The 19,494-nt window shown below is 70.6% G+C and carries 15 protein-coding genes; 4 read left to right on the forward strand and 11 right to left on the reverse strand.

Going from position 1 to position 19,494, the window contains the following annotated elements:
* Positions 1 to 18: 18 nt before the first annotated feature.
* The 4 genes from AB0I66_RS24095 to AB0I66_RS24110 form a co-directional block, all read right to left on the reverse strand.
* The gene (locus AB0I66_RS24095; RefSeq protein ID WP_363209984.1) at positions 19 to 1,935 is read right to left on the reverse strand and encodes an IucA/IucC family siderophore biosynthesis protein; all 1,917 of its coding nucleotides are present in this window, start codon (positions 1,933 to 1,935) and stop codon (positions 19 to 21) included.
* 58 nt (positions 1,936 to 1,993) lie between these two features.
* On the reverse strand, positions 1,994 to 2,833 hold the full coding sequence (locus AB0I66_RS24100) for a GNAT family N-acetyltransferase (protein ID WP_363209985.1): 840 nt from the start codon (positions 2,831 to 2,833) through the stop codon (positions 1,994 to 1,996).
* A 36-nt stretch (positions 2,834 to 2,869) separates the two neighbouring features.
* Positions 2,870 to 4,798 (reverse strand): IucA/IucC family protein, encoded by a 1,929-nt coding sequence (locus AB0I66_RS24105; RefSeq protein ID WP_363210064.1) that lies wholly within the window; start codon positions 4,796 to 4,798, stop codon positions 2,870 to 2,872.
* Between the two features lie 212 nt (positions 4,799 to 5,010).
* Positions 5,011 to 6,417 carry a diaminobutyrate--2-oxoglutarate transaminase family protein gene (locus AB0I66_RS24110; protein WP_363209986.1) on the reverse strand — a complete coding sequence of 469 codons (1,407 nt, stop codon included), beginning with the start codon at positions 6,415 to 6,417 and terminating at the stop codon, positions 5,011 to 5,013.
* Positions 6,418 to 6,809: 392 nt separating this feature from the next.
* Between AB0I66_RS24110 and AB0I66_RS24115 the strand changes: the two genes are divergently transcribed.
* Positions 6,810 to 8,045 (forward strand): hypothetical protein, encoded by a 1,236-nt coding sequence (locus AB0I66_RS24115; protein ID WP_363209987.1) that lies wholly within the window; start codon positions 6,810 to 6,812, stop codon positions 8,043 to 8,045.
* Positions 8,046 to 8,254: 209 nt separating this feature from the next.
* Positions 8,255 to 9,475, forward strand: coding sequence for a hypothetical protein (locus tag AB0I66_RS24120; protein WP_363209988.1), 1,221 nt, complete (start codon positions 8,255 to 8,257; stop codon positions 9,473 to 9,475).
* Positions 9,476 to 9,595: 120 nt separating this feature from the next.
* Here the strand turns inward: AB0I66_RS24120 and hflX are convergent, their stop codons facing one another.
* From hflX to miaA, 6 genes are all read right to left on the reverse strand, one after another.
* Positions 9,596 to 11,095 (reverse strand): GTPase HflX, encoded by a 1,500-nt coding sequence (gene hflX / locus AB0I66_RS24125; RefSeq protein WP_363209989.1) that lies wholly within the window; start codon positions 11,093 to 11,095, stop codon positions 9,596 to 9,598.
* 170 nt (positions 11,096 to 11,265) lie between these two features.
* A complete protein-coding gene (locus AB0I66_RS24130; RefSeq protein ID WP_363209990.1) occupies positions 11,266 to 12,753 on the reverse strand; it encodes a M1 family metallopeptidase in 1,488 nt (495 codons plus the stop codon).
* Between the two features lie 110 nt (positions 12,754 to 12,863).
* Complete coding sequence (locus tag AB0I66_RS24135; RefSeq protein WP_363209991.1) at positions 12,864 to 15,017, reverse strand: HD domain-containing protein; 2,154 nt, start codon at positions 15,015 to 15,017, stop codon at positions 12,864 to 12,866.
* 142 nt (positions 15,018 to 15,159) lie between these two features.
* Positions 15,160 to 16,041, reverse strand: a complete 882-nt coding sequence (dapF, locus tag AB0I66_RS24140; RefSeq protein ID WP_363209992.1) for a diaminopimelate epimerase — start codon at positions 16,039 to 16,041, stop codon at positions 15,160 to 15,162.
* Between the two features lie 75 nt (positions 16,042 to 16,116).
* A complete protein-coding gene (locus AB0I66_RS24145; protein ID WP_363209993.1) occupies positions 16,117 to 16,578 on the reverse strand; it encodes a hypothetical protein in 462 nt (153 codons plus the stop codon).
* A gap of 101 nt (positions 16,579 to 16,679) precedes the next feature.
* The gene (gene miaA, locus AB0I66_RS24150) at positions 16,680 to 17,618 is read right to left on the reverse strand and encodes a tRNA (adenosine(37)-N6)-dimethylallyltransferase MiaA (RefSeq protein WP_363209994.1); all 939 of its coding nucleotides are present in this window, start codon (positions 17,616 to 17,618) and stop codon (positions 16,680 to 16,682) included.
* Between the two features lie 182 nt (positions 17,619 to 17,800).
* Between miaA and AB0I66_RS24155 the strand changes: the two genes are divergently transcribed.
* Together AB0I66_RS24155 and AB0I66_RS24160 are read left to right on the forward strand one after the other, a co-directional pair.
* Positions 17,801 to 18,232: a hypothetical protein gene (locus AB0I66_RS24155; protein WP_363209995.1), complete on the forward strand. Its 432-nt coding sequence runs from the start codon at positions 17,801 to 17,803 to the stop codon at positions 18,230 to 18,232.
* Between the two features lie 25 nt (positions 18,233 to 18,257).
* On the forward strand, positions 18,258 to 18,527 hold the full coding sequence (locus AB0I66_RS24160; protein ID WP_363209996.1) for an antitoxin: 270 nt from the start codon (positions 18,258 to 18,260) through the stop codon (positions 18,525 to 18,527).
* A gap of 203 nt (positions 18,528 to 18,730) precedes the next feature.
* Here the strand turns inward: AB0I66_RS24160 and AB0I66_RS24165 are convergent, their stop codons facing one another.
* A complete protein-coding gene (locus AB0I66_RS24165) occupies positions 18,731 to 19,462 on the reverse strand; it encodes a class III extradiol dioxygenase subunit B-like domain-containing protein (RefSeq protein WP_363209997.1) in 732 nt (243 codons plus the stop codon).
* Positions 19,463 to 19,494 lie beyond the last annotated feature (32 nt).

Raw genomic sequence — 19,494 nt, forward strand, 5'->3', positions numbered from 1 at the left:
CCACTGACAATCCCTCGATCAAGGCTGATACAGAGGGTTCGGGACGCTTCCGTGCACGGCGGCGTGTGGTCGCTCGGGACGGTCGCGGTACCCGTCGAGGTGCAGTCGGTTGCGGTTGAGGCACAGTCGCTCGATGCGTGGAGTGAGCAGGTCGAACATCTCGTACCGCTCCTTGAGCTGTGGGGCCCGCGCCTGATGCCGGAGGATCTCGGCGCGCACGAGGGACCAGAAGGCCGCCTCCGGGATGCCCAGCTGGTCGTGGCAGAGCGGGGCGAGGTAGCGGAAGACACCCACGAAGAGCCCTGAATGGATGAACTGCGTGAGGAAGTCGGGGCGTTCGGTGAGCAGCACCTCGCGGACGTCGTCCGGCATCGACGCGTGTTCGGGAAGGGCCTCGGCGCTGACATTTATGTCGTCGACGAAGTCCTTCACCGCGAGCCGGACGGGGACGTCCTTGTCGTCGAAGACGACGATGGCGTTCTCCCCGTGAGGGGAGAACACGGTGCCGTACCGGTAGAGGAATTGCAGCAGCGGAGGAAGCAGAGCACCGAAGAGGTGTCGCAGCCAGACCTCGGGGGCGAGCCCGGAGCGCTCTACCAGCTCGGCTACGAAGGCTTTGCCGTCCGGATCGGTGTGCAACAAGGAGGCGAGCGTACGGGCGCGCTCGTCGGGGGCGAGGTACCGGGTGATCGGTTCGCGCCAGATCGCCCCCAATAGTTCCTTGTATTGGTAGGGGACCTCAGGAAGGCCGTCGTACAAAGGATGCTCGACGGTCACCGAAGCGACCTCGCCGAGCAGGATGACGCGGCACTCGTCGCGCAAGAACGGGTCCGAGTCGCGCAGTGCGTGCATCCATGCGGTGACGGCGGGGGCGGCGAGAGTGCGCTCGGTCGGGAGCCCGCGCCACACCAGGGTGTTCAGGACCGAAAGCGGCAGCTTGACGGTGTGCCGATCGGGACGGGACAGATTCAGGAACGTGCGGATGGACTGCTGGGGCAGCCGCAGATCTCCGTCGGTGGGCAGCGGGACGATCGCGTCCTCGGCCACGGAGGGGGCGAAGAGGGGCAGCACGACGTCGTCCCACTGCCACGGATGCACGGGCAAGTAGAGATAGGCGTGCGGGTCGAGACCACGTGCTGTGAGCACCTCCGCGAAGAACTCCCGGGTAGCAGGAGCGAGTTCGCGTGCGTAGAGCTTCTCCGCCGTGTCCAGGCCGGCGACGCCTCGATAGGCCGCGAGGCCGGCATGGACCGCGATCCATGGGAGCTGTGCGGTGAGGCGGGCCTCGGGAGCCCAGCGGGCGGCGTCACTGGCGGAGAAGCCGATGCGGCCCTTGTTCAGGACCAGCCAGGGGTGTCCGGTCTGATGCCCTTCGAGTTCGGCGTAGCCGAGGTCGGCGAGCTGCGCCGCGGTGAGGGCGGTCTGATCGAGCCGGACGTCGGCGGTGAGGGTGACGGTCAGCTCGCGGATGAGGTGGCCGAGCGTGGCGCCGTCGATTCCCAGGGTGCGGCGGGCCCGCGTGAGGAAGCGGAGGGGGTCGCTGAAGGGGAGCGGTTCTCCGTCGCCCTCGGCCAGGGCGAGGCTGGCCGGGTCGACGTGCCAACTGCCGTACGAGCCTCGGCGGGCGCGGAAGAGGAGGCGGGGGGCTGTCTGTCGGCGGGGTTGGCCGGGCTCGCCTGCGGCGGATGCGTTGTGCTCGTTGCCGTCGCTGTTGCCGTTGTCGGCGGCGGCGTCGTTGTCGAGCCCGAGGCTGTAGCTGTCCGGTGCGGCGGGGACGGCGGGGACCGGCTCGATGATCTCCTCATAAGCGAACTCACCGACCATTTTGGCGAGGAGGCGGCGCCCGGCCGCCGCCCACCTCTCCGAGGTCAGCTCGGGCGGGTCATAGAGAGCGGACGGCTCTCGGGGTGCCGGGGGGACGGACGGATTCGGCACGGGGACTCCTCAGGGAGGGAACCGGATCAGGTCGAGCGGTGTACCAAGAGTGAGCGGGTCAGAGCACGGCGCGCAGGGCCCGGTCACGGACCATGAGCGCCGCCCGCTTGTCGGCGAGATCTACTTCGGCGGCGTAGCGGAAACCGGCGCTCAGGAATGCGGAGACGGAGGGGGTGTTGCGAAGGTCGGGTTCTGCGATGACGCGTGCGCACGAAGCGCGGCAGTCGAGCACAAGGTCGGCGACGGCTCTCAGCAGAGAGGTGCCGAGTCCTCGGCCACGGTCGGCGACACCGCCGATGAGGAGGTGAAGACCGGTGTCGTGCGGGCGGGCCGGATAGTGCCGGGCCAAGGCGTCGAGGTCCGCGCGGTAGACCTCCCAGTAGCTCATCGGTGTGCCGTCGAGAACACCGAGACAGGGGACGCTGCGGCCGTCACCCTCAATCTGGTCGCGCAGATGCGCCTCCGTGACGGAATCGGGGCCGGCCAGCTCCCAGAATGCCGCCACGGCAGGGTCGTTCATCCACCGGCTGATGAGGGGGAGGTCGCGTTCGACACACACGGGGACGAGTTGGAAGACACCGGCTGAGGTGGTCGCGGGGCCCCAGTCGGCGACGTTGTCGAGCAGGTCGTCGGCCGACGAGGCGGCCGTCGGGGCCGGGGCACGGACTGCCGTGCGCGCGTCGCCCCCGATGCGTCCGGCGTACGCACCCGGCGCTGCGGCCGCGCCGCTCGCGCCGTCCACGGCGCTCGCGCCGAACAGTGCGATGAGTTCGTCCGGGAGGCGCAGGTCCAAGGTGTCTTGGATGTCTGCCCTGTCGGCCGAACAGGACTCAGCGGCGGGTTCGGCGACGGATTCGGTACCGGCGTCGGTGCTCGCATCGGGGGGAGGCGGAGGCACGGCGTCGCTCCTCTCAGGAAAGGCGGGTCATGTTCCTCAGGAATGAAGGGGGTTGGCGATGGAGACGTAGACGGACTGGGTGTCGACGGGGCCCACGAGCTCGTCGAGACCACGGAGGCGGGTCAGCAGGTTGGCCTTGCACCGCAGGACGGGTGAGTCGAGCAGCAGGGCAGGCAGCGGAGTACTCAGCGCGGCCGGACCGGAGACCATGTCGCCGAGGAAGCGGCGGAAAGCGGCGAGCAACAGTCGCTCGTCGGCCAGTCGTTGGGCGCCAAGGGCTCCGATGAGCCCGAGGACGTTGTTGATGCCGAGGTAGTAGGCAAAGCGCTCGTCCGCCACCTCGTCGGAGACGAAGGTGTCGCTGTGCTCGCCGATGCCGGGGAGCCTGCGGTCGAGTTCGGCGCGTCGGGACTCGCGGTAGTAGTAGCCCTGGTTGTCACGGTAGCGACCGCCCACGGGCCAGCCGTCGGAGTCGAGCAGCAGCAGGGTGTTCTGCTGGTGGGCTTCCAGGGCGACGCCTGCCTCACTGTCCAGCCAGAGCACGGGGCGCACGACGTTCCGCAGGTAGCGCAGGAACCACTCCGTGGCGACGGCTCCTCGGGGGCGGCCCGTCCGTCCGGCGAGACGGGTGACGATTTCGCCGAGCCGGGAGCGCATCGGTGGGCGGTCATGCCCCGTGGCGTGCGGCGAAGGCCTGGGCGAGACGAGTCCGGCGATGCAGGTGGCGTCGTCGCCGGGGCCGAAGGGGTTGTGCCGGATCATCACGTCGAGCCCGGTCACGGGCTCGCCGCCGGGGCCGGTCACGGCGAGCCAGGCCGGGTCGCGGATCACGTCGAAGCCCGGGTGGGCCGCCTGCCACTGCTCGGCGAGGCCGCTGCGCAGCAGTCGGTGGACCTCGACGCCTCGATGGAGTTCCTTGCGGAGATTCTCACGACGGGAGTTGGTGATGCGCAGGCCGAGCGAAAGCTTCAGCATGGCCGGGGCGCCCGAGCGGTAGAGGGTGCGCACGGAGGAGGTGGGGTACCACGGTGCGCCGTGCGGGCCGAGGTCCCGGAGGAGGCCGGCTTCCAGGAGAGCGGCGGTCGTGGGGCGGTGCCTGAGTTCACGCATCTGCCACGGGTGCAGGGGCAGGGCGGCGTGGCCTTCCGGCAGCGGGAGGTCCGGGCCCGCGAGGCGGGCGGTGAGCTGCTCGGCCGGGAGGGTGCGGCCACGCTCGGTCCAGGCCGAGTCGGCAGCGAGCACCGACGGGTCGACGGCGAGCCAGTGCAGCGCGAAGGCTCCGCGCAACTCCGGTGAGTAGAGCCGGGATTCGGTGTCGGAGAGCCCCTCGCGGCTCTTCGGGGTGGGATGAAGGGGGTGGCCGAGGAGCAGGGACTGTTCTGCTGCGAGGAAGAGGTCGGGCTCGTCGCCGGGGTTGTTCCGGCGGTCGGCGATGAAGGTGGCGGTGCGGCGCACCGAATCCGCGACGCGGCCGACGAGGTCCCCGCCCTCGACCCGCTCACCGTCATCCGCGCCGTCACCGGCGGGGCCGGTGGCTGTGCCTGTGAGTGCGCCCGCGTCGCTGCCGGAGTTGGTGCGGCCGGACTCACCGTCCGCGCCGGGCGCACCCTCCTGAACCGGCTCATCCTCCGAATCCCGGGCCCCACTGCGCTGACCCGTCTCGCGGCCCAACAAGGCGGCCACGGTGACGGCGTCGGCCGGGGGTGCGCTCTGGGGGCCGTCTTCCAGATAGGGGAGGCCGAAGCGGTGCCAGCCGGTGGCCGACCAGTAGTAGACGGGGACAAGGAGGGCGGTGCCGCTGGCCTTGAGCGGGATACGCAGGACGCCGTGCTCGGGGGCGGGGAAGTCGTTCTCGCGTACCCAGCAGCGCAGGAGGTTCTCGATGGCCGCCACCTGCGCGGCGGTGTGCGGATCGGGGTGTTCCAGGAGATCGGCGGTCGCGCCTCGCAGCTGCTCGGTCTGCAGGCCTCCCTGCTGCCTGGGGACCGTACCGGGCTCCGCCACCAGCGAGGATTGCTTGCCGCACGTGCCTGGCACGTGGGGGTGGGGTGGACCGTCGGATGCGGGGGTGGCGTTCAAGAGAGCTTCCTTGTGAAGTCGTTCGGGCTCCGGGGCGACGGGCTGGAGCTGTGCTGTTGTCTCTTGGCCGTCCGCGGGACGGCCCGGGTCCGGTGTGGCTATCCGTGGTGCGGACGCGCCGCCGCGGAGATCGCGTCGGAGAGGCGGTCGAGGATCGCGGCCGCCTGCTCGTCCGTGATGGTGAGAGGAGGAAGGAGGCGTACGACGCTGGAGTGCCGTCCGCCCAGCTCGACGATGAGGCCGCGGCGCAGGCATTCGCGTTGCACCGCCGCGGCGAGTTCGGGCGCGGGAGGATGTGGTCGCTGAGCGCGGCTCAGGACACCGTGCGGGGTGCCTGTGCCACTCGGACCAGCCGGTGGCACTTCACCGGGAGCGGCGGGGTCGACCACACTCGCGGCAGCGGGATCCACGAGTTCGACGCCGATCATCAGGCCTCGGCCGCGTACGTCGCCGATGCAGGGGTGTTCGGTGGCGAGCGACCGCAACTGGGAGAGCATGCGGGTGCCCAGGACTCCCGCGCGTTCCGCGAGGCCGTTCTCACGGACGTACGCGAGGGTGGCCGCGCCCGCCGCCATGGCGAGCTGGTTGCCGCGGAAGGTTCCCGCGTGGGCGCCGGGCTGCCAGACGTCGAGGTCGTCGCGGTAGATCACGACGGCCAGTGGCAGGCTGCCGCCGATGGCCTTGGACAGCACCATCACGTCCGGGATCACACCGCTGTGCTCGACGGCCCAGAAGGTGCCGGTGCGCCCGACGCCGGTCTGGACCTCGTCCGCGATGAGCGGGATGGAGCGTGCGGCGGTGATCTCGCGCATCCGGCGCATCCAGCCGTCGGGGGCGGGGTTCACACCGCCCTCGCCCTGCACCGGTTCGAGGATCATCCCGGCCGGTCGGGGCACACCCGACTTGGTGTCGTCGAGGAGGTTCTCGGTCCAGCGGGCCGCGATCTCGGCGCCGTCCGCACCGCCGATGCCGAACGGGCAGCGGTAGTCCTGCGGGTAGGGCAGGCGGGCCACGCGTACGTCCGGTGCGCCGCCGGATGCGGAGAGCGCTCCTGCCGTCATGCCGTGGTAGGCGCCGGTGAAGGCGAGCATGCCGTCGCGCCCGGTCGCCGTACGCACGAGTTTGAGCGCGGCTTCCACCGCGTCCGTGCCCGCGGGGCCGCAGAACTGGATCCGCGCGCGGTCGGCGAGTTCGCGGGGCAGCGTGTGGAAGAGCTCGGTGGTGAAGGCGTCCTTGACGGGCGTAGCCAGGTCGAGGACGTGCAGCGGCGCCCCCGAGTCGAGGACCTTTCTGATCGCTTCGAGCACGACGGGGTGGTTGTGCCCGAGGGCCAGGGTCCCCGCGCCCGAGAGACAGTCGAGGTAGCGCTGTCCGTCGGCGCCCTCGATGGTCAGCCCGCGCGCGCGTACCGGAACGATCGGCAGGGCGCGCGCATAGGTGCGCGCCGCCGACTCGCGCGCCGACTGGCGTCGCAGGATCCCCTCATGTGTTGCGGAGTGCCCCACGGAAGCGACGGAAGCGGAGGGTCCCGCGGAAACCGCCGCGGGCGCCGGCTCGGTCACGGCCACGACTGTTGGTCCTCCCGCTGGGAATGGGCGCTTCCCACGCGAACTGGGCGAGCGCGCCGACGAGTTGGCAGGGGAGATGAACACAGGCAGCCACTCCCCCGTACGTACCAACGACGGGGGCTGCGGAGGAACACGGGTAATCGGAAGATCCTTGCCGTGACGGAACCGTTGCCGTTCCGTCGGCTGTCCCCTATGGCACCGGCATAGTGTGGGGTGCCGTTCATCCGCGGCAGGGGTGCGCAGCGCCACGCGATTACGGTGCTCAACGCCCGTGTCGCACGCGGTGTCCGGCATGTGAACGATCTCGAAGCCCAGGGGGAATCTCTACTATGCGACCCATACGCCCGCTCAATACCGCTCGTCGTGGGAAGAGCGCGCGCGGCAGGACCTCCCCCGTGGCGGCCGCTGTCGCCATCGGCGCGGCACTCGTTCTGACCGCGACGGCCTGTGGCCCGAGCGAGGACAACGCGGGCGACGATCCGGCCGCCTCCCAGCCCGCCGACGGCGGCAACGACGACGGCAAGGTCAAGCTCCCGCAGGACCTCCAGGACCGGCTCAAGGAGCACGGCATCGACCTGGACAAGTGGCGGGACGGGGCCTGGAAGAACTGGGACAAGGACGACTGGCTCCGCGAGGCCGGTGACTACGTCAACCCGATCATCGAGGGTCTCTGGGACTCGGACCGCATGCGGGACGCGGACAAGAACCCCGACCGCGGTGTCGAGGAGAACGACATCTCCGGTGACCAGGGCGTGACCGACCCGACGCCCGAGCCGGTGGAGGCGGCGGCCCTGAAGACGCCGTACGACGCCAGCGCTCCGGCCTCGGGCAAGCTGTTCTTCGACGGCCCCGAAGGCTCGATGGTCTGCTCGGCCACCGTCGTCGAGGACCCGGCGAACCCGGGCAAGTCCAACATGGTGTGGACCGCGGGACACTGCGTGCACGCCGGCGCCAAGGGCGGCTGGTACCGCAACATCGCCTTCGTGCCCTCGTACAACAACAGCGGCAAGTCGGCCGCCGAGCTGGAGAACGCCCCCAAGGAAGAGGTGGCTCCGCACGGCGTCTGGTGGGGTGACTGGGCACAGACCTCCGACCAGTGGATCGAGAAGGGCGGCCCGACGGGCGGCACGGGCGCGCCGTACGACTACGCGGTCATCCACGTCACGCCTGAGAAGGGCAGCGAGGGCCAGTCCCTCGAGGAGCAGGTCGGTTCGTCGCTCCCGGTGGACTTCAACGCACCGGCCGTGCCGCAGATCGCCGACATGACGGCGACCGGCTATCCGGCGGCTCCGCCGTTCGACGGCCAGAAGGCGTTCCAGTGCGCCGACAAGCCGGGCCGGCTCTCGATCAGCAAGCCCGACCCCACGATGTACCGCATCGGCTGCACGATGACCGGTGGTTCGTCCGGCGGTGGCTGGGTCGCCAAGGGCTCGGACGGCAAGCCCGCCCTGGTGTCCAACACCTCCATCGGCCCGGTGACGGCCGGCTGGCTGGCGGGTCCGCGGCTCGGCAAGGGCGCCAAGGGCATCTACGACGCGGTGAGCAAGAAGTACGCCGACAAGTGACCACCACGTAGTGGCCGGGACGTAACGGCGCTTGATGTACGACGGCGGGGTCGCCGCAAACCTTCACGACCCCGCCGTCATTCGTCCTCAATCTCACAGGCATAGTGAGGTGTTGCGTCGGCCAGGGGCTCCCGGAGCCCCCCAGGCCGCACATGACAAGTACATGGCAATTGCAGCAATCACGCGTTCAATTCGGGGGTTACAACAGCATGCGTTCCATTCGTGCGCCCTTCGCGCGCAGTCGCGGGCGACGTCTCGCACTCGCCGCGACCGGGCTCGCCGCGACTCTGGCACTCACCGCCACGGCCTGCGGTCCCAGCGACGACAAAGCCGGCGACAAGGCGGGTTCCGACACCGCGCAGGGCGCCGACAAGGGTTCCGACACCGACACGGGCTCCGATGCCAAGCTGCCCGGCGACATCGCCGACAAGCTGAAGGACCACGGCATCGACCCGGACAAGTGGAAGGACGGGGCCTGGAAGAACTGGGACAAGGACGACTGGCTCCGCGAGTCCAAGGACTTCGTCAATCCCGTCATCGAGGGCCTCTGGAAGCCCGAGCGGATGACGAAGGCCAAGGACCCGAACAAGACGATCGCCGCGAAGGACGCACCTTCCGACCAGGGTGCGACCGACCCCGAGCCGGCTCCGGTCCAGGCCAAGCGCGAGAAGACCCCGTACACCGATAACGCCGCCCCGGTCGGGAAGATCTTCTTCGACTCCCCCGAGGGCTCGATGGTCTGCTCCGGCACGGTCGTGAAGGACCCGCGCAACCCCGGCAAGTCCAACCTCGTGTGGACCGCGGGCCACTGCGTGCACGCCGGTTCCGCCGGCGGCTGGTACCGCAACATCACCTTCGTGCCGGCCTACAACGACCTCGGCAAGTCCGAGGCCGAGCTGAGCAACGCGGCCCCGCAGGAAGTCGCCCCCTACGGCCAGTACTGGGCCGACTGGGTCTCGACCTCCGCCGAGTGGATCGACCAGGGCGCCTCCTCGGGCGGCGCCGGTGCGCCGTACGACTACGCCGTGATGCACGTGAAGCCTGAGCAGGGCTCGAAGTCCCTCGAGGAGACGGTCGGCAACGCGCTCGCGGTGGACTTCTCGGTGCCGTCGACGCAGAGCGTGAGCTCGATGGGCGCCTGGGGCTACCCCGCCGCTCCCCCGTACAACGGCCAGATCATGCACAAGTGCATCGACAAGCCGGGCCGTCTCTCGCTGACCTCCGCCCAGCCCACGATGTACCGCATCGGCTGCACCATGACCGGCGGTTCGTCCGGTGGCGGCTGGTTCCGGATGGTGGGCGGCAAGACGCAGCTGGTCTCGAACACCTCGATCGGCCCGGCCGAGAACACCTGGCTGGCCGGACCGCAGCTCGGCAAGGGTGCCGAGCAGGTCTACGACATGATGAGCGAGAAGTACGGCTCCAAGTAGCCGCGCGGCGGACGACGACCGCCGCACCTCGCATCTGACACGGCGAAGGCCCGCCCCCTGCAGGAGGGGGCGGGCCTTCGTCATGCGTGCCGCGTGAACGGCGCCTTTACGGGCCTGCGTTCAGCCCGCGACCGGCACGTACGGCGTGAGATCCGCCGCCAGTTCCTCGTGTACCCGCGCCTTGAGCAGCGTGCCTTCGGCGGTGTGCTCCTCGGAGAGCACCTCGCCCTCGGCGTGCGCCCGCGAGATGAGCTGACCCTGCGTGTAAGGCACGAGGGCCTCGATCTCGACCTCGGGCCGGGGCAGTTCGGTGTCGATCAGCGCGAGCAGCTCCTCGATGCCCGCGCCCGTGCGCGCGGAGACCGCGATCGCGTGCTTCTCGTTGCGCAGGAGCCGCTGGAGGACCAGCGGATCGGCCGCGTCCGCCTTGTTGACGATCACGATCTCGGGCACGTCCGTCGCGCCCACATCACGGATCACCTCGCGCACGGCGGCCAGCTGCTCCTCCGGCACCGGGTGCGAACCGTCCACCACGTGCAGGATCAGGTCGGACTCGCCGACCTCCTCCATCGTGGAGCGGAACGCCTCGACGAGGTGGTGCGGCAGATGCCGCACGAACCCGACGGTGTCGGCCAGGGTGTAGATCCGGCCGCTCGGCGTCTCGGCCCGGCGCACGGTCGGGTCGAGGGTGGCGAACAGAGAGTTCTCCACCAGGACGCCCGCGCCCGTGAGTCGGTTGAGCAGGGAGGACTTGCCCGCGTTCGTGTAACCGGCGATCGCGACCGAGGGCACCTTGTTGCGCTTGCGCTCCTGGCGCTTGATCTCGCGGCCCGTCTTCATGTCCGCGATCTCCCGGCGCATCTTCGCCATCTTCTCGCGGATCCGACGGCGGTCCGTCTCGATCTTGGTCTCACCGGGACCACGGGTCGCCATGCCGCCGCCACCGCTGGACCCGCCGCCGCCCATCTGACGGGAGAGCGACTGACCCCAGCCACGCAGGCGCGGGAGCATGTACTGCATCTGGGCAAGGGCGACCTGCGCCTTGCCCTCTCGGGACTTGGCGTGCTGGGCGAAGATGTCGAGGATCAGGGCGGTCCTGTCGACCACCTTCACCTTGACGACGTCTTCCAGGTGAATCAGCTGGCCGGGGCTCAGCTCACCGTCACACACGACGGTGTCCGCCCCGGTCTCGAGGACGATGTCGCGCAGCTCCTGGGCCTTGCCGGATCCGATGTACGTCGCCGGGTCGGGCTTGTCGCGGCGCTGGATGACTCCGTCGAGCACGAGCGCGCCCGCCGTCTCGGCGAGTGCGGCCAGCTCGGCGACCGAGTTCTCCGCGTCCTGCACTGTGCCCGAGGTCCACACTCCGACGAGCACGACTCGCTCCAGACGGAGCTGGCGGTACTCGACCTCGGTGACGTCCTCGAGCTCGGTGGAGAGTCCGGCGACGCGGCGCAGGGCCGCGCGCTCGGAGCGGTCGAACTGTTCGCCGTCCCGCTCTCCGTCGATCTCGTGGCTCCAGGCGACGTCCTCTTCCATCAGGGCATCGGCCCGAAGACCTTCGGGGTAGTTCTGCGCGAGGCTCTGCGCGTCCTGGGAAGGGGAAGAAGAGGAGGTCATTGGATCCTTACGTCGATGGGATTCTTCATAGGGGTCAACGCTCGGGGCCGCCCCGAGATTCCCCGGGCCGGCCGGTGCGGGCCCTGAGATCCCCCCGAGGGGTTTTCCCGGAGCCGCAGCGGCGCCGACCTGAAGATGGTTGCACGGGACGGCCCGTCTCGTCACCCCGGTTATTTCCCTGCCGGAGCCGCCTTACGCCAGTCCGGGTGGCCCGGCATCGGGGGCGTCTTCGCGCCGTACAGCCAGGCGTCGAAGAAGCCGCTCAGATCGCGGCCCGCGGTCGACGAGGCGAGCCGCACGAAGTCCGCGGTCGTGGCGTTCCCGTCCCGGTAGGAGCGCACGAAATCGCGCTCCAGACGGTCGAAATCGTCCTGCCCGATCTCCTGCCGCAGGGCGTAGAGCACCAGCGCGCTGCCGTCGTACACCACCGGCCGGAAGATGCTGATCTTCTGGCCCGGCGCGGGTCCCTTCGGCGCTGCGGGCGGTCCGCCCGCAGCGCGCCAGCTGTCCGACCGGCGGTAGGCCTCACGCATGCGCTTCTGGAGGGGCTTCTTCGACTTCTCCTCGGCGAAGAGGGCCTCGTACCAGGTGGCGTGCCCTTCGTTGAGCCAGAGATCGGACCAGGACCGCGGGCTCACGCTGTCGCCGAACCACTGGTGCGCAAGCTCGTGCACCATGATCGAGTCGACGTACCACTCGGGGAACTCGGGCCGCTTGAAGAGGTCGCTCTCGAAGAGGGAGAGGGTCTGCGTCTCGAGTTCGAAGCCGGTCCGTGCCTGTGCCATCAGCACGCCGTACGCCTCGAAGGGGTAGCGGCCGACCTTCTCCTCCATCCAGCGGATCTGGTCCGGGGTCTTCTTCAGCCAGCGCTCCATCGCCTTGCGGTCCTTGGTGGGCACCACATCGCGTACGAGGAGGCCGTGCGGCCCGGAGCGGTGGACCACGGTGGAGCGGCCGATGGACACCTGCGCCAGCTCCGTCGCCATGGGGTGGTGGGTGCGGAAGACCCGGGTCGTGGTGGACCCCAGGTGCGCCGTGGCGACGGGCAGGCCGTTGGCGACGGCGGTGAGCCCCTTCGGAGTGGTCACGCGGAAGGTGAAGCGTGCCTTGTCGGCGGGGTGGTCGTTGCACGGGAACACGCGGTGCCCGGCGTCGGCCTGATTGGCCATGGCGAGCCCGTCGGCGGTGGGCACCCAGCCACCGTCCTGGTTCTTCGTGGGCGCGGGGTCGCTGGTGTGCCGGATCGTGACCCGCATCCGCTCGCCCTGGTTCAGCGGCCGTGCCGGCGTGACGACCAGGTCCTCGCCGGTGGTCTCGAAACGGGCGGGGGCGCCGTTGACCTCGGCGGAGCGGACCTTGCCGTGGGCGAAGTCGAGGTTGACCCGCTCCAGCGGCTCGCTCACACGGGCGTCGATCACCGTGACGGCGTCGAGCGGCTTCTTGTTGTCGCCGCGGTAGGTGAAGGCGATGTCGTACGCCAGGACGTCGTACCCGGGGTTGCCCAGGTGCGGGAAGAGGCGGTCGCCGATGCCGAGCGGTTTGGCCGGTGACGGCGCGCTCGCGGCGAGCAGGGTGGCGGAGGTGGCCGCGGCCAGGAGCGCGGTCGCGATGCGGAGAGTCCTCGGCCGCGAGGCCTTGACCCGGGGGGTGAGCAGCATGAACTACCGCTATCAGCGCGAACCTTCCCCACCGGTGTCGGCGCGCGTCATGCCACTCGAACGGGTCGCCAGTAGGCGGCCGATGCGACGTCGGCGGCCCGAGTCGACTCCTACGGAGTGGCTGCCGCCGGGTGCTGGGCGCGACTGACGTCGTACACCCCGGGCACCGCACGCATCGCGCGCATCAGTCCCGGAAGGTGCGCCGCGTCCGGCAGTTGCAGCGTGTACGTGTGGCGCACGCGCTGCTGGCTCGGCGGCTCGACGGTCGCCGACATGACCTCGACGCCCTCCAGAGCGATCGCTTCGGTGAGGTCGGCCAGCAGATGCGCCCGCCCGAACGACTCGGCGATCAAGGTGACCCGGCACTCCGCGCTGTCTCCCCAGCGCACGCCGACCTCCGCACGCCCCACTTCCTTCATGCGCGCGACTGCCGGACACTCGACGCGATGCACGGTGACGACCCCGCCGCGCACGGCGAAGGCGGTCACCTCGTCGGGCGGCACCGGCGTACAGCAGCCCGCGAGGCGTACGGTCGCGCCTTCCCTGTCCACCACGGCGTTCGCCTCCGCGGGACGGGGGAACTCGGCGGCCTGCGGCGGGGGCGTCGTCTTCTCGGGGGCCGGGGCCGGTGCGGCGGGCGTGGGGTGGGTGGTGAGCCAGCGGCGGATCGCGATACGCGCGCCGGGCGTGCGGGCGTGGTCGAGCCACTCGCGGGAGGGCCCGGACGCCGCGTCCTGCCCCATGAGCAGTTGGACCGTGTCACCGTCCCGCAGGACCGTGCTCAGCGTCGCGAGGCGTCCGTTGACGCGTGCGCCGATGCAGGCGTGGGCGTCCTCGCCGTACTGGGCGTAGGCGGCGTCCACGCAGCTCGCGCCCGCGGGCAGTCCGAGGGTGCCGCCGTCGGGGCGGAAGACGGCGATCTCGCGGTCCTGGGCGAGGTCTTCGCGCAGGGTGGACCAGAACGTGTCCGGGTCGGGGGCCGCCTCCTGCCAGTCGAGCAGGCGGGAGAGCCAGCCGGGCCTTGTCGGGTCGGCGCGCTCGCCCTCCACGGCGTCCTCGGGGTCGGAAGGGGCCTCGGTGGCGGCGTCGGACTGCTCCTCCGAAGGAGGAGCGTACGGATTGCGCAGCGCGACGACGCCTGCCTCGGCGACCTTGTGCATCTGGTGCGTACGGATGAGGACTTCGGCGACCTCTCCGTCCGGGCGGGCCACGGCCGTGTGCAGCGACTGGTAGAGGTTGAACTTCGGTACGGCGATGAAGTCCTTGAACTCCGAGACGACCGGCGTGAAGCACGTGTGCAGCTCGCCGAGCACTCCGTAGCAGTCCGCGTCCTCGTTCACCAGGACCAGGAGCCGTCCGAAGTCGGCCGCGCGCATCTCGCCGCGTTTGCGGTGCACCCGGTGGACCGAGACGTAGTGCCGTGGCCTGATGAGGACTTCGGCCGCGATGCCCGCCTCGCGCAGCACCGCGCGGACGTCGTCCGCGGTCCCTTCCAGCGGGTCACCGCCGTCGGCCGCGTTGGCCGCGATCAGCCTCTCGACCTCGGCGTACTCCTCGGGGTGGAGGATCGCGAACACGAGGTCCTCCAGCTCGGTCTTGAGCGCCTGTACGCCGAGGCGCTCGGCGAGCGGGATGAGGACGTCCCGCGTCACCTTGGCGATCCGTGCCTGTTTCTCGGGGCGCATGACGCCGAGCGTGCGCATGTTGTGCAGACGGTCGGCCAGCTTGATCGACATGACGCGTACGTCGTTGCCGGTGGCCACGAGCATCTTTCGGAAGGTCTCGGGCTCGGCGGCCGCTCCGTAGTCGACCTTTTCCAGCTTCGTGACGCCGTCGACCAGATAGCAGACGTCGTCGCCGAATTCCGTGCGCACCTGATCGAGCGTCACATCGGTGTCCTCGACGGTGTCGTGGAGCAGGGACGCGGTCAAGGTGGTTGTCTCGGCGCCCAGTTGGGCGAGGATCAGGGTCACCGCGAGCGGGTGTGTGATGTACGGCTCACCGCTCTTGCGCATCTGACCGCGGTGGGAGGACTCCGCGAGGACCCACGCGCGCCGCAGGGGCTCCAGATCCGCGTCCGGGTAGTGGGCGCGGTGGGCTTCCGCCACATGGCCGATCGCGTCCGGCAACCGGTCCCGCGTGGCGGGCCCCAGGAGGGCCGCCCGGCCGAGCCTTCGCAGGTCAAGCCGCGGACGACCGCGCCTGCGCTGGGCTCCGGGCGTCACGGGGCCAGACATCGCAGGGTTTGTAGCCTCCGCACTCATGGGCACCTCCGGCTGCTCCGACCGGCGGTGAGCGGACGACGGCGTGCTCCGTCCGGGCCGGTGCTTGATGCTACCGAGCCCATCACGCGCCGCTGACCGCCTCTCGCCGAGCGTGAAACGGATCACCCATTCGAGCGACAGTTCACGGGTTTACAGTTTCGAGCCATTCCGCGTCGATCATGCCTTCGGCGACGATCACCGCGGGGCCCGTCATCTCGATCTCGCCGTCGGGCCGCTCGGTGATCACCAGGCTCCCACCGGGCAGATCGACGGTGTACGTGACCGGCGAACCGGTCGTCACGGGGTCAGCCCCGTCCCTGCGCGCCGCCGCGACGGCCACGGCGCACGCGCCCGTGCCGCACGAGCGGGTCTCGCCCGCGCCGCGCTCGTGCACGCGCATGGCGACGTGACGCGGACCGCGGTCGACGACGAACTCGACGTTCACGCCCTCCGGGTACGCCGACGCGGGGCTGAATGGTGGCGCGTCGTACAGATTGCCCGCGTGGGCCAGGTCGTCGACGAAGGCGACCGCGTGCGGGTTGCCCATGTTCACGTTGCGCGCGGGCCAGTGGCGGTCGGCCACGGAGACGGTGACGTCGTCCCCTTCGGGGAAGGATGCCTTGCCCATCCCCACGGTGACGTCCCCGCCGGCCGCGGCCTTGGCGATGTGCACGGTCTTCACGCCGCCCCGGGTCGCGACGGCCAGATCGCCCTCGCCCACCAGTCCGGCGTGCTGCAGATAGCGGGCGAAGACGCGCACGCCGTTGCCGCACATCTCGGCGATCGAACCGTCGCCGTTGCGGTAGTCCATGAACCACTCGGCCTCGGCGGCCAGGTGGCGCGCCTCGGGGTGTGCCGCGGAACGCACGACGTGCAGCAGACCGTCGCCCCCGATGCCCGCACGGCGGTCGCACAGGGCGGCGACAGCGGCCGGGGACAGCGCGACGGCGTTGTCGGGGTCCGGGATGATCACGAAGTCGTTCTCGGTCCCGTGCCCCTTGAGGAAGGCGATCCGCGTGCTCATTCCTCGATCGTACGGGGTGGCGAGGACAGTCCGTCGTCAAGGTGGCCGTCAGGGCTCTGACCTGGTGCGACGCCGTCAGCGAAGGCGCGCGACCCGCCACACGGCGAGGACGGCGACGGCGAGGAAGACCAGGGCGTACGCGGAGACGATCCGCCAGTCCGGGCGGCGTCCGGAACCGCGCTCCGGCAGCCCCGGCCAGGTGTGACCCACGCGGCGGGCGGCCATCATGCCCCAGCCCGCGGCACAGCTGCTGATCAGGAGCCCGAGCATGGCGACGACGGCGCCGCCGTCCCCGAACTCGAAGGCCAGCGGGAAGGCGAACATCAGCGATCCGGCGGCGGCGAGGACGACGATCGGCGCGAGCTGCCAGATACGCAGTCGGCGCTGCGGCCGCAGTTCGACCTCGACTTCCGCCGCGGCCATCGCGTCCGCGACGGGACCGTCGTCGGTCACGCCGCCCGGCACCTCATCGGGACCGTCCGGGGTCAGCTCGCCGCCGTCATGCGCGGTGTCGCGAGGGCCGGCCTCCATCGCCATCCGCCCTCCCACTTCGGACTCCACTGGTCGATCGATGGTCGATGATGGCACGGCGCCAGGGGCCGGGATGACCGCCGGAGCGTCCCGATGCCATCACGTGATCAGGCTGTGACCGCTCGTTCGACCAACGCCATTGCCCGTCCTGGGAGTTCCCCTCGGTCGGCCATGGCACCACTGAGCCACTGCACCCGGGGATCGCGGCGGAACCACGAGTCCTGGCGGCGCGCGAAACGCTTGGTCGCGCGCACGGTCTCCGCGCGCGCCGCGTCGTCGGTGCACTCCCCGGCGAGCGCCGCGAGCACCTGCTGGTACCCGAGCGCACGCGACGCCGTACGCCCCTCGCGCAGGCCCATGGCCTCCAGGGACCGCACCTCGTCGACGAGACCCGCGTCCCACATGCGGTCCACGCGCGTGGCGATGCGTTCGTCGAGTTCGGGGCGGCCCACGTCGACGCCGATCTGGACGGTGTCGTAGACGGAGTCGTGGCCGGGGAGGTTGGCGGTGAAGGGCTTGCCGGTGATCTCGATGACCTCGAGGGCACGGACGATCCGGCGGCCGTTGCTGGGAAGGATGGCCTGGCCCGCTCCCGGGTCGGCGGCGGCGAGGCGGGCGTGGAGCGCTCCGGAGCCGTGGAGGGCGAGCTCGTCCTCCAGGCGGGCGCGGACCTCGGGGTCGGTGCCGGGGAACTCCAGGTGGTCGACGGCGCCCCTGACGTAGAGCCCGGAGCCGCCGACCAGGATCGGCCAGCGTCCGTCGGCGAGGAGGCGGTCGATCTCGGCGCGCGCCAGCTTCTGGTACTCGGCGACGCTCGCGGCCTCCGTGACGTCCCAGATGTCGAGGAGGTGGTGCGGCACTCCGTCGCGCTCTTCGAGCGTCAGCTTGGCGGTTCCGATGTCCATCCCTCTGTAGAGCTGCATGGAGTCGGCGTTGACGACTTCGCCGCCGAGACGCTGGGCAAGAAAAACGCCCAGATCGGACTTTCCTGCCGCGGTCGGCCCGACGACGGCGATGACCCGCGGTGCGGGAGCTGCTCTACTCACCGCCCCAGTCTCGCAAACCCCGCGGCGACTTCCCGAACGAGCTACGTGACGCCACACGTCCGGGGTCGTTGCCTGTTGCGAGGTTCCGGCCGCCGGTTTTGAGGATCGGCGACCCGGGAGGCGCAACAGGGCGCACCGGGCGGCGCGGGATTTCGCCCACACGAGTACCGTATGGAGTAGATATGGGCGTTTTTGCACGGTTCCGTAGGAAGTCCAAGGACACGGAAGAGGCGTCCACACCCGAGGCGGCCGCGAGCACCCTCACGGCCGAGACGGAAGCGGCCGGGGAGTCCACCGAGCCCGAGGCCGAAAAGGACAAGGCCAAGGCCGAAGCCGCCGGCGGGGACGCATCCAAGGCCGCGGCCGAAGCGGACACCAAGTCTGATGACAAGGCCGAGACGAAGGCGGCCGAGAAGGCCGAGGCGACGGCAGAGCCGAAGGCGGAGGTGGCGGCCGAGGCCAAGTCCGAGTCCGGGTCCGGCTCCGACGGCAAGGCCGGGGACGAGCCGGACGACGCCGAGGCGGCTTCGGGGGAGAACGTGGACATCCCGAAGCAGCAGTCCGCCGAGAAGGCTGCCGACAACGACGAAGCCGACGAGGGCGCCCGCAAGTGACTCCCCCGGCGAGGGAAGGTGACCCATGGGCTTCCTGCAGAACCTGAAGAACAAGCTCGCCCCGGCGAAGGACAAGGTCGCGGGCCTCGCGCAGCAGCACGGGGACAAGATCGACCAAGGTCTCGACAAGGCCGCGAAGGTGGTCGACGCCAAGACCAAGGGCAAGTACAGCGACAAGATCCAGACGGGGACGGGCAAGGCGAAGGACGCCGTGGACCGCCTCGCCGGGACGCCCGACGAGGGCAAGGACGCGGGTGGCGGGCCCACCCCTCCGACGCCTCCTCCGGCTTCCTGAACCACCGGCTGCATCACTCGTCGGCTCACCGGTCGCGTCACGGCGCCGGAGCGCCGACTGAGTACGCCGGCCAGGTCTCCCGCTGAGCGACTCCGGCGGACGGCCGTGGAGCGCCACCAGCTCCGCGGCCGTCGCCGTGCGTCGGCCGCGGGGCGGCCGCCCAGGCCACGCGTACGGCGCGTGCGGCGCGAACCGCGCTACCGCTAGGACCAGGTGGACACCAGATACCCGACGCCGTACGGAGCGTCCTCGTAGAGCAGCTCGCCGCTCAGGCCCGCGCCCTCGGCCGCGCCCGCGAGCACCTGCCACGGCGCCCGCCCCGCCGCTTTCAGTTCATACGCCAGCTCCTCGTCCAGTGCCTTGAGCGCCTCGACGTCCGCGGCTCCCAGCGCACGGGCGACCTCCGCGTCGAACCCGGCCGCCCGCTCGTCGAGATACCCCGGTGCCTTCAGCGTGCGGCACGCGCTGGCGTCGCCCATCACCAGCAGTGCCACGCGGTCGGCTCCCGCCGCGATGTCCCTTCCGACTTGGATACACCGCTCGGCCTCCAGAGGTTCCCCCACCCCGAGACCTTCCAGCGGGGCCGCCGACCATTCCGTACGGTCGAGCAGCCAGGCCGCCACGGCGAGCGAAGGCGGAAGGACGCGCTCCGTCGCCTCATGATCTGAGAGCCCATGGCGGTCGGAGATCCCGAGGCGTACGTCCAGGTCCACCCCGAAGCCGCGGAAGGACCCTCGCGCGCCCTGCGGATGCGGGCCACGCCCACCCTCCCCGGCGGGACCGACCACGACGAGACGGTCGGCGCGTGCGGCCGCGAGCACCCCGATGGCGTCCGTGCACGCGGCACGCGCGGCGTCCAGTTCGGGGGCGGCACCCGCGGCCACCTCGGGGACGAGCAGGGGCGGGCAGGGGCAGACGGCTGCGGCGACAAGCATGATCCGCAGCGTAACGCCCGTCGGCGCCAGTA

Source organism: Streptomyces sp. NPDC050439, assembly GCF_040655335.1.
In the GTDB taxonomy this organism is placed as follows: domain Bacteria; phylum Actinomycetota; class Actinomycetes; order Streptomycetales; family Streptomycetaceae; genus Streptomyces.

Bases quoted from the DNA above. Each gene is read 5' to 3' on its own strand.
- AB0I66_RS24160 (WP_363209996.1), top strand. From the start codon at position 18,258: ATGGGCTTCCTGCAGAACCTGAAGAACAAGCTCGCCCCGGCGAAGGAC.
- AB0I66_RS24120 (WP_363209988.1), top strand. From the start codon at position 8,255: ATGCGTTCCATTCGTGCGCCCTTCGCGCGCAGTCGCGGGCGACGTCTC.
- hflX (WP_363209989.1), bottom strand. From the start codon at position 11,095: ATGACCTCCTCTTCTTCCCCTTCCCAGGACGCGCAGAGCCTCGCGCAG.
- dapF (WP_363209992.1), bottom strand. From the start codon at position 16,041: ATGAGCACGCGGATCGCCTTCCTCAAGGGGCACGGGACCGAGAACGAC.
- AB0I66_RS24155 (WP_363209995.1), top strand. From the start codon at position 17,801: ATGGGCGTTTTTGCACGGTTCCGTAGGAAGTCCAAGGACACGGAAGAG.
- AB0I66_RS24165 (WP_363209997.1), bottom strand. From the start codon at position 19,462: ATGCTTGTCGCCGCAGCCGTCTGCCCCTGCCCGCCCCTGCTCGTCCCC.
- AB0I66_RS24115 (WP_363209987.1), top strand. From the start codon at position 6,810: ATGCGACCCATACGCCCGCTCAATACCGCTCGTCGTGGGAAGAGCGCG.
- AB0I66_RS24130 (WP_363209990.1), bottom strand. From the start codon at position 12,753: ATGCTGCTCACCCCCCGGGTCAAGGCCTCGCGGCCGAGGACTCTCCGC.
- AB0I66_RS24135 (WP_363209991.1), bottom strand. From the start codon at position 15,017: ATGAGTGCGGAGGCTACAAACCCTGCGATGTCTGGCCCCGTGACGCCC.
- AB0I66_RS24145 (WP_363209993.1), bottom strand. From the start codon at position 16,578: ATGGCGATGGAGGCCGGCCCTCGCGACACCGCGCATGACGGCGGCGAG.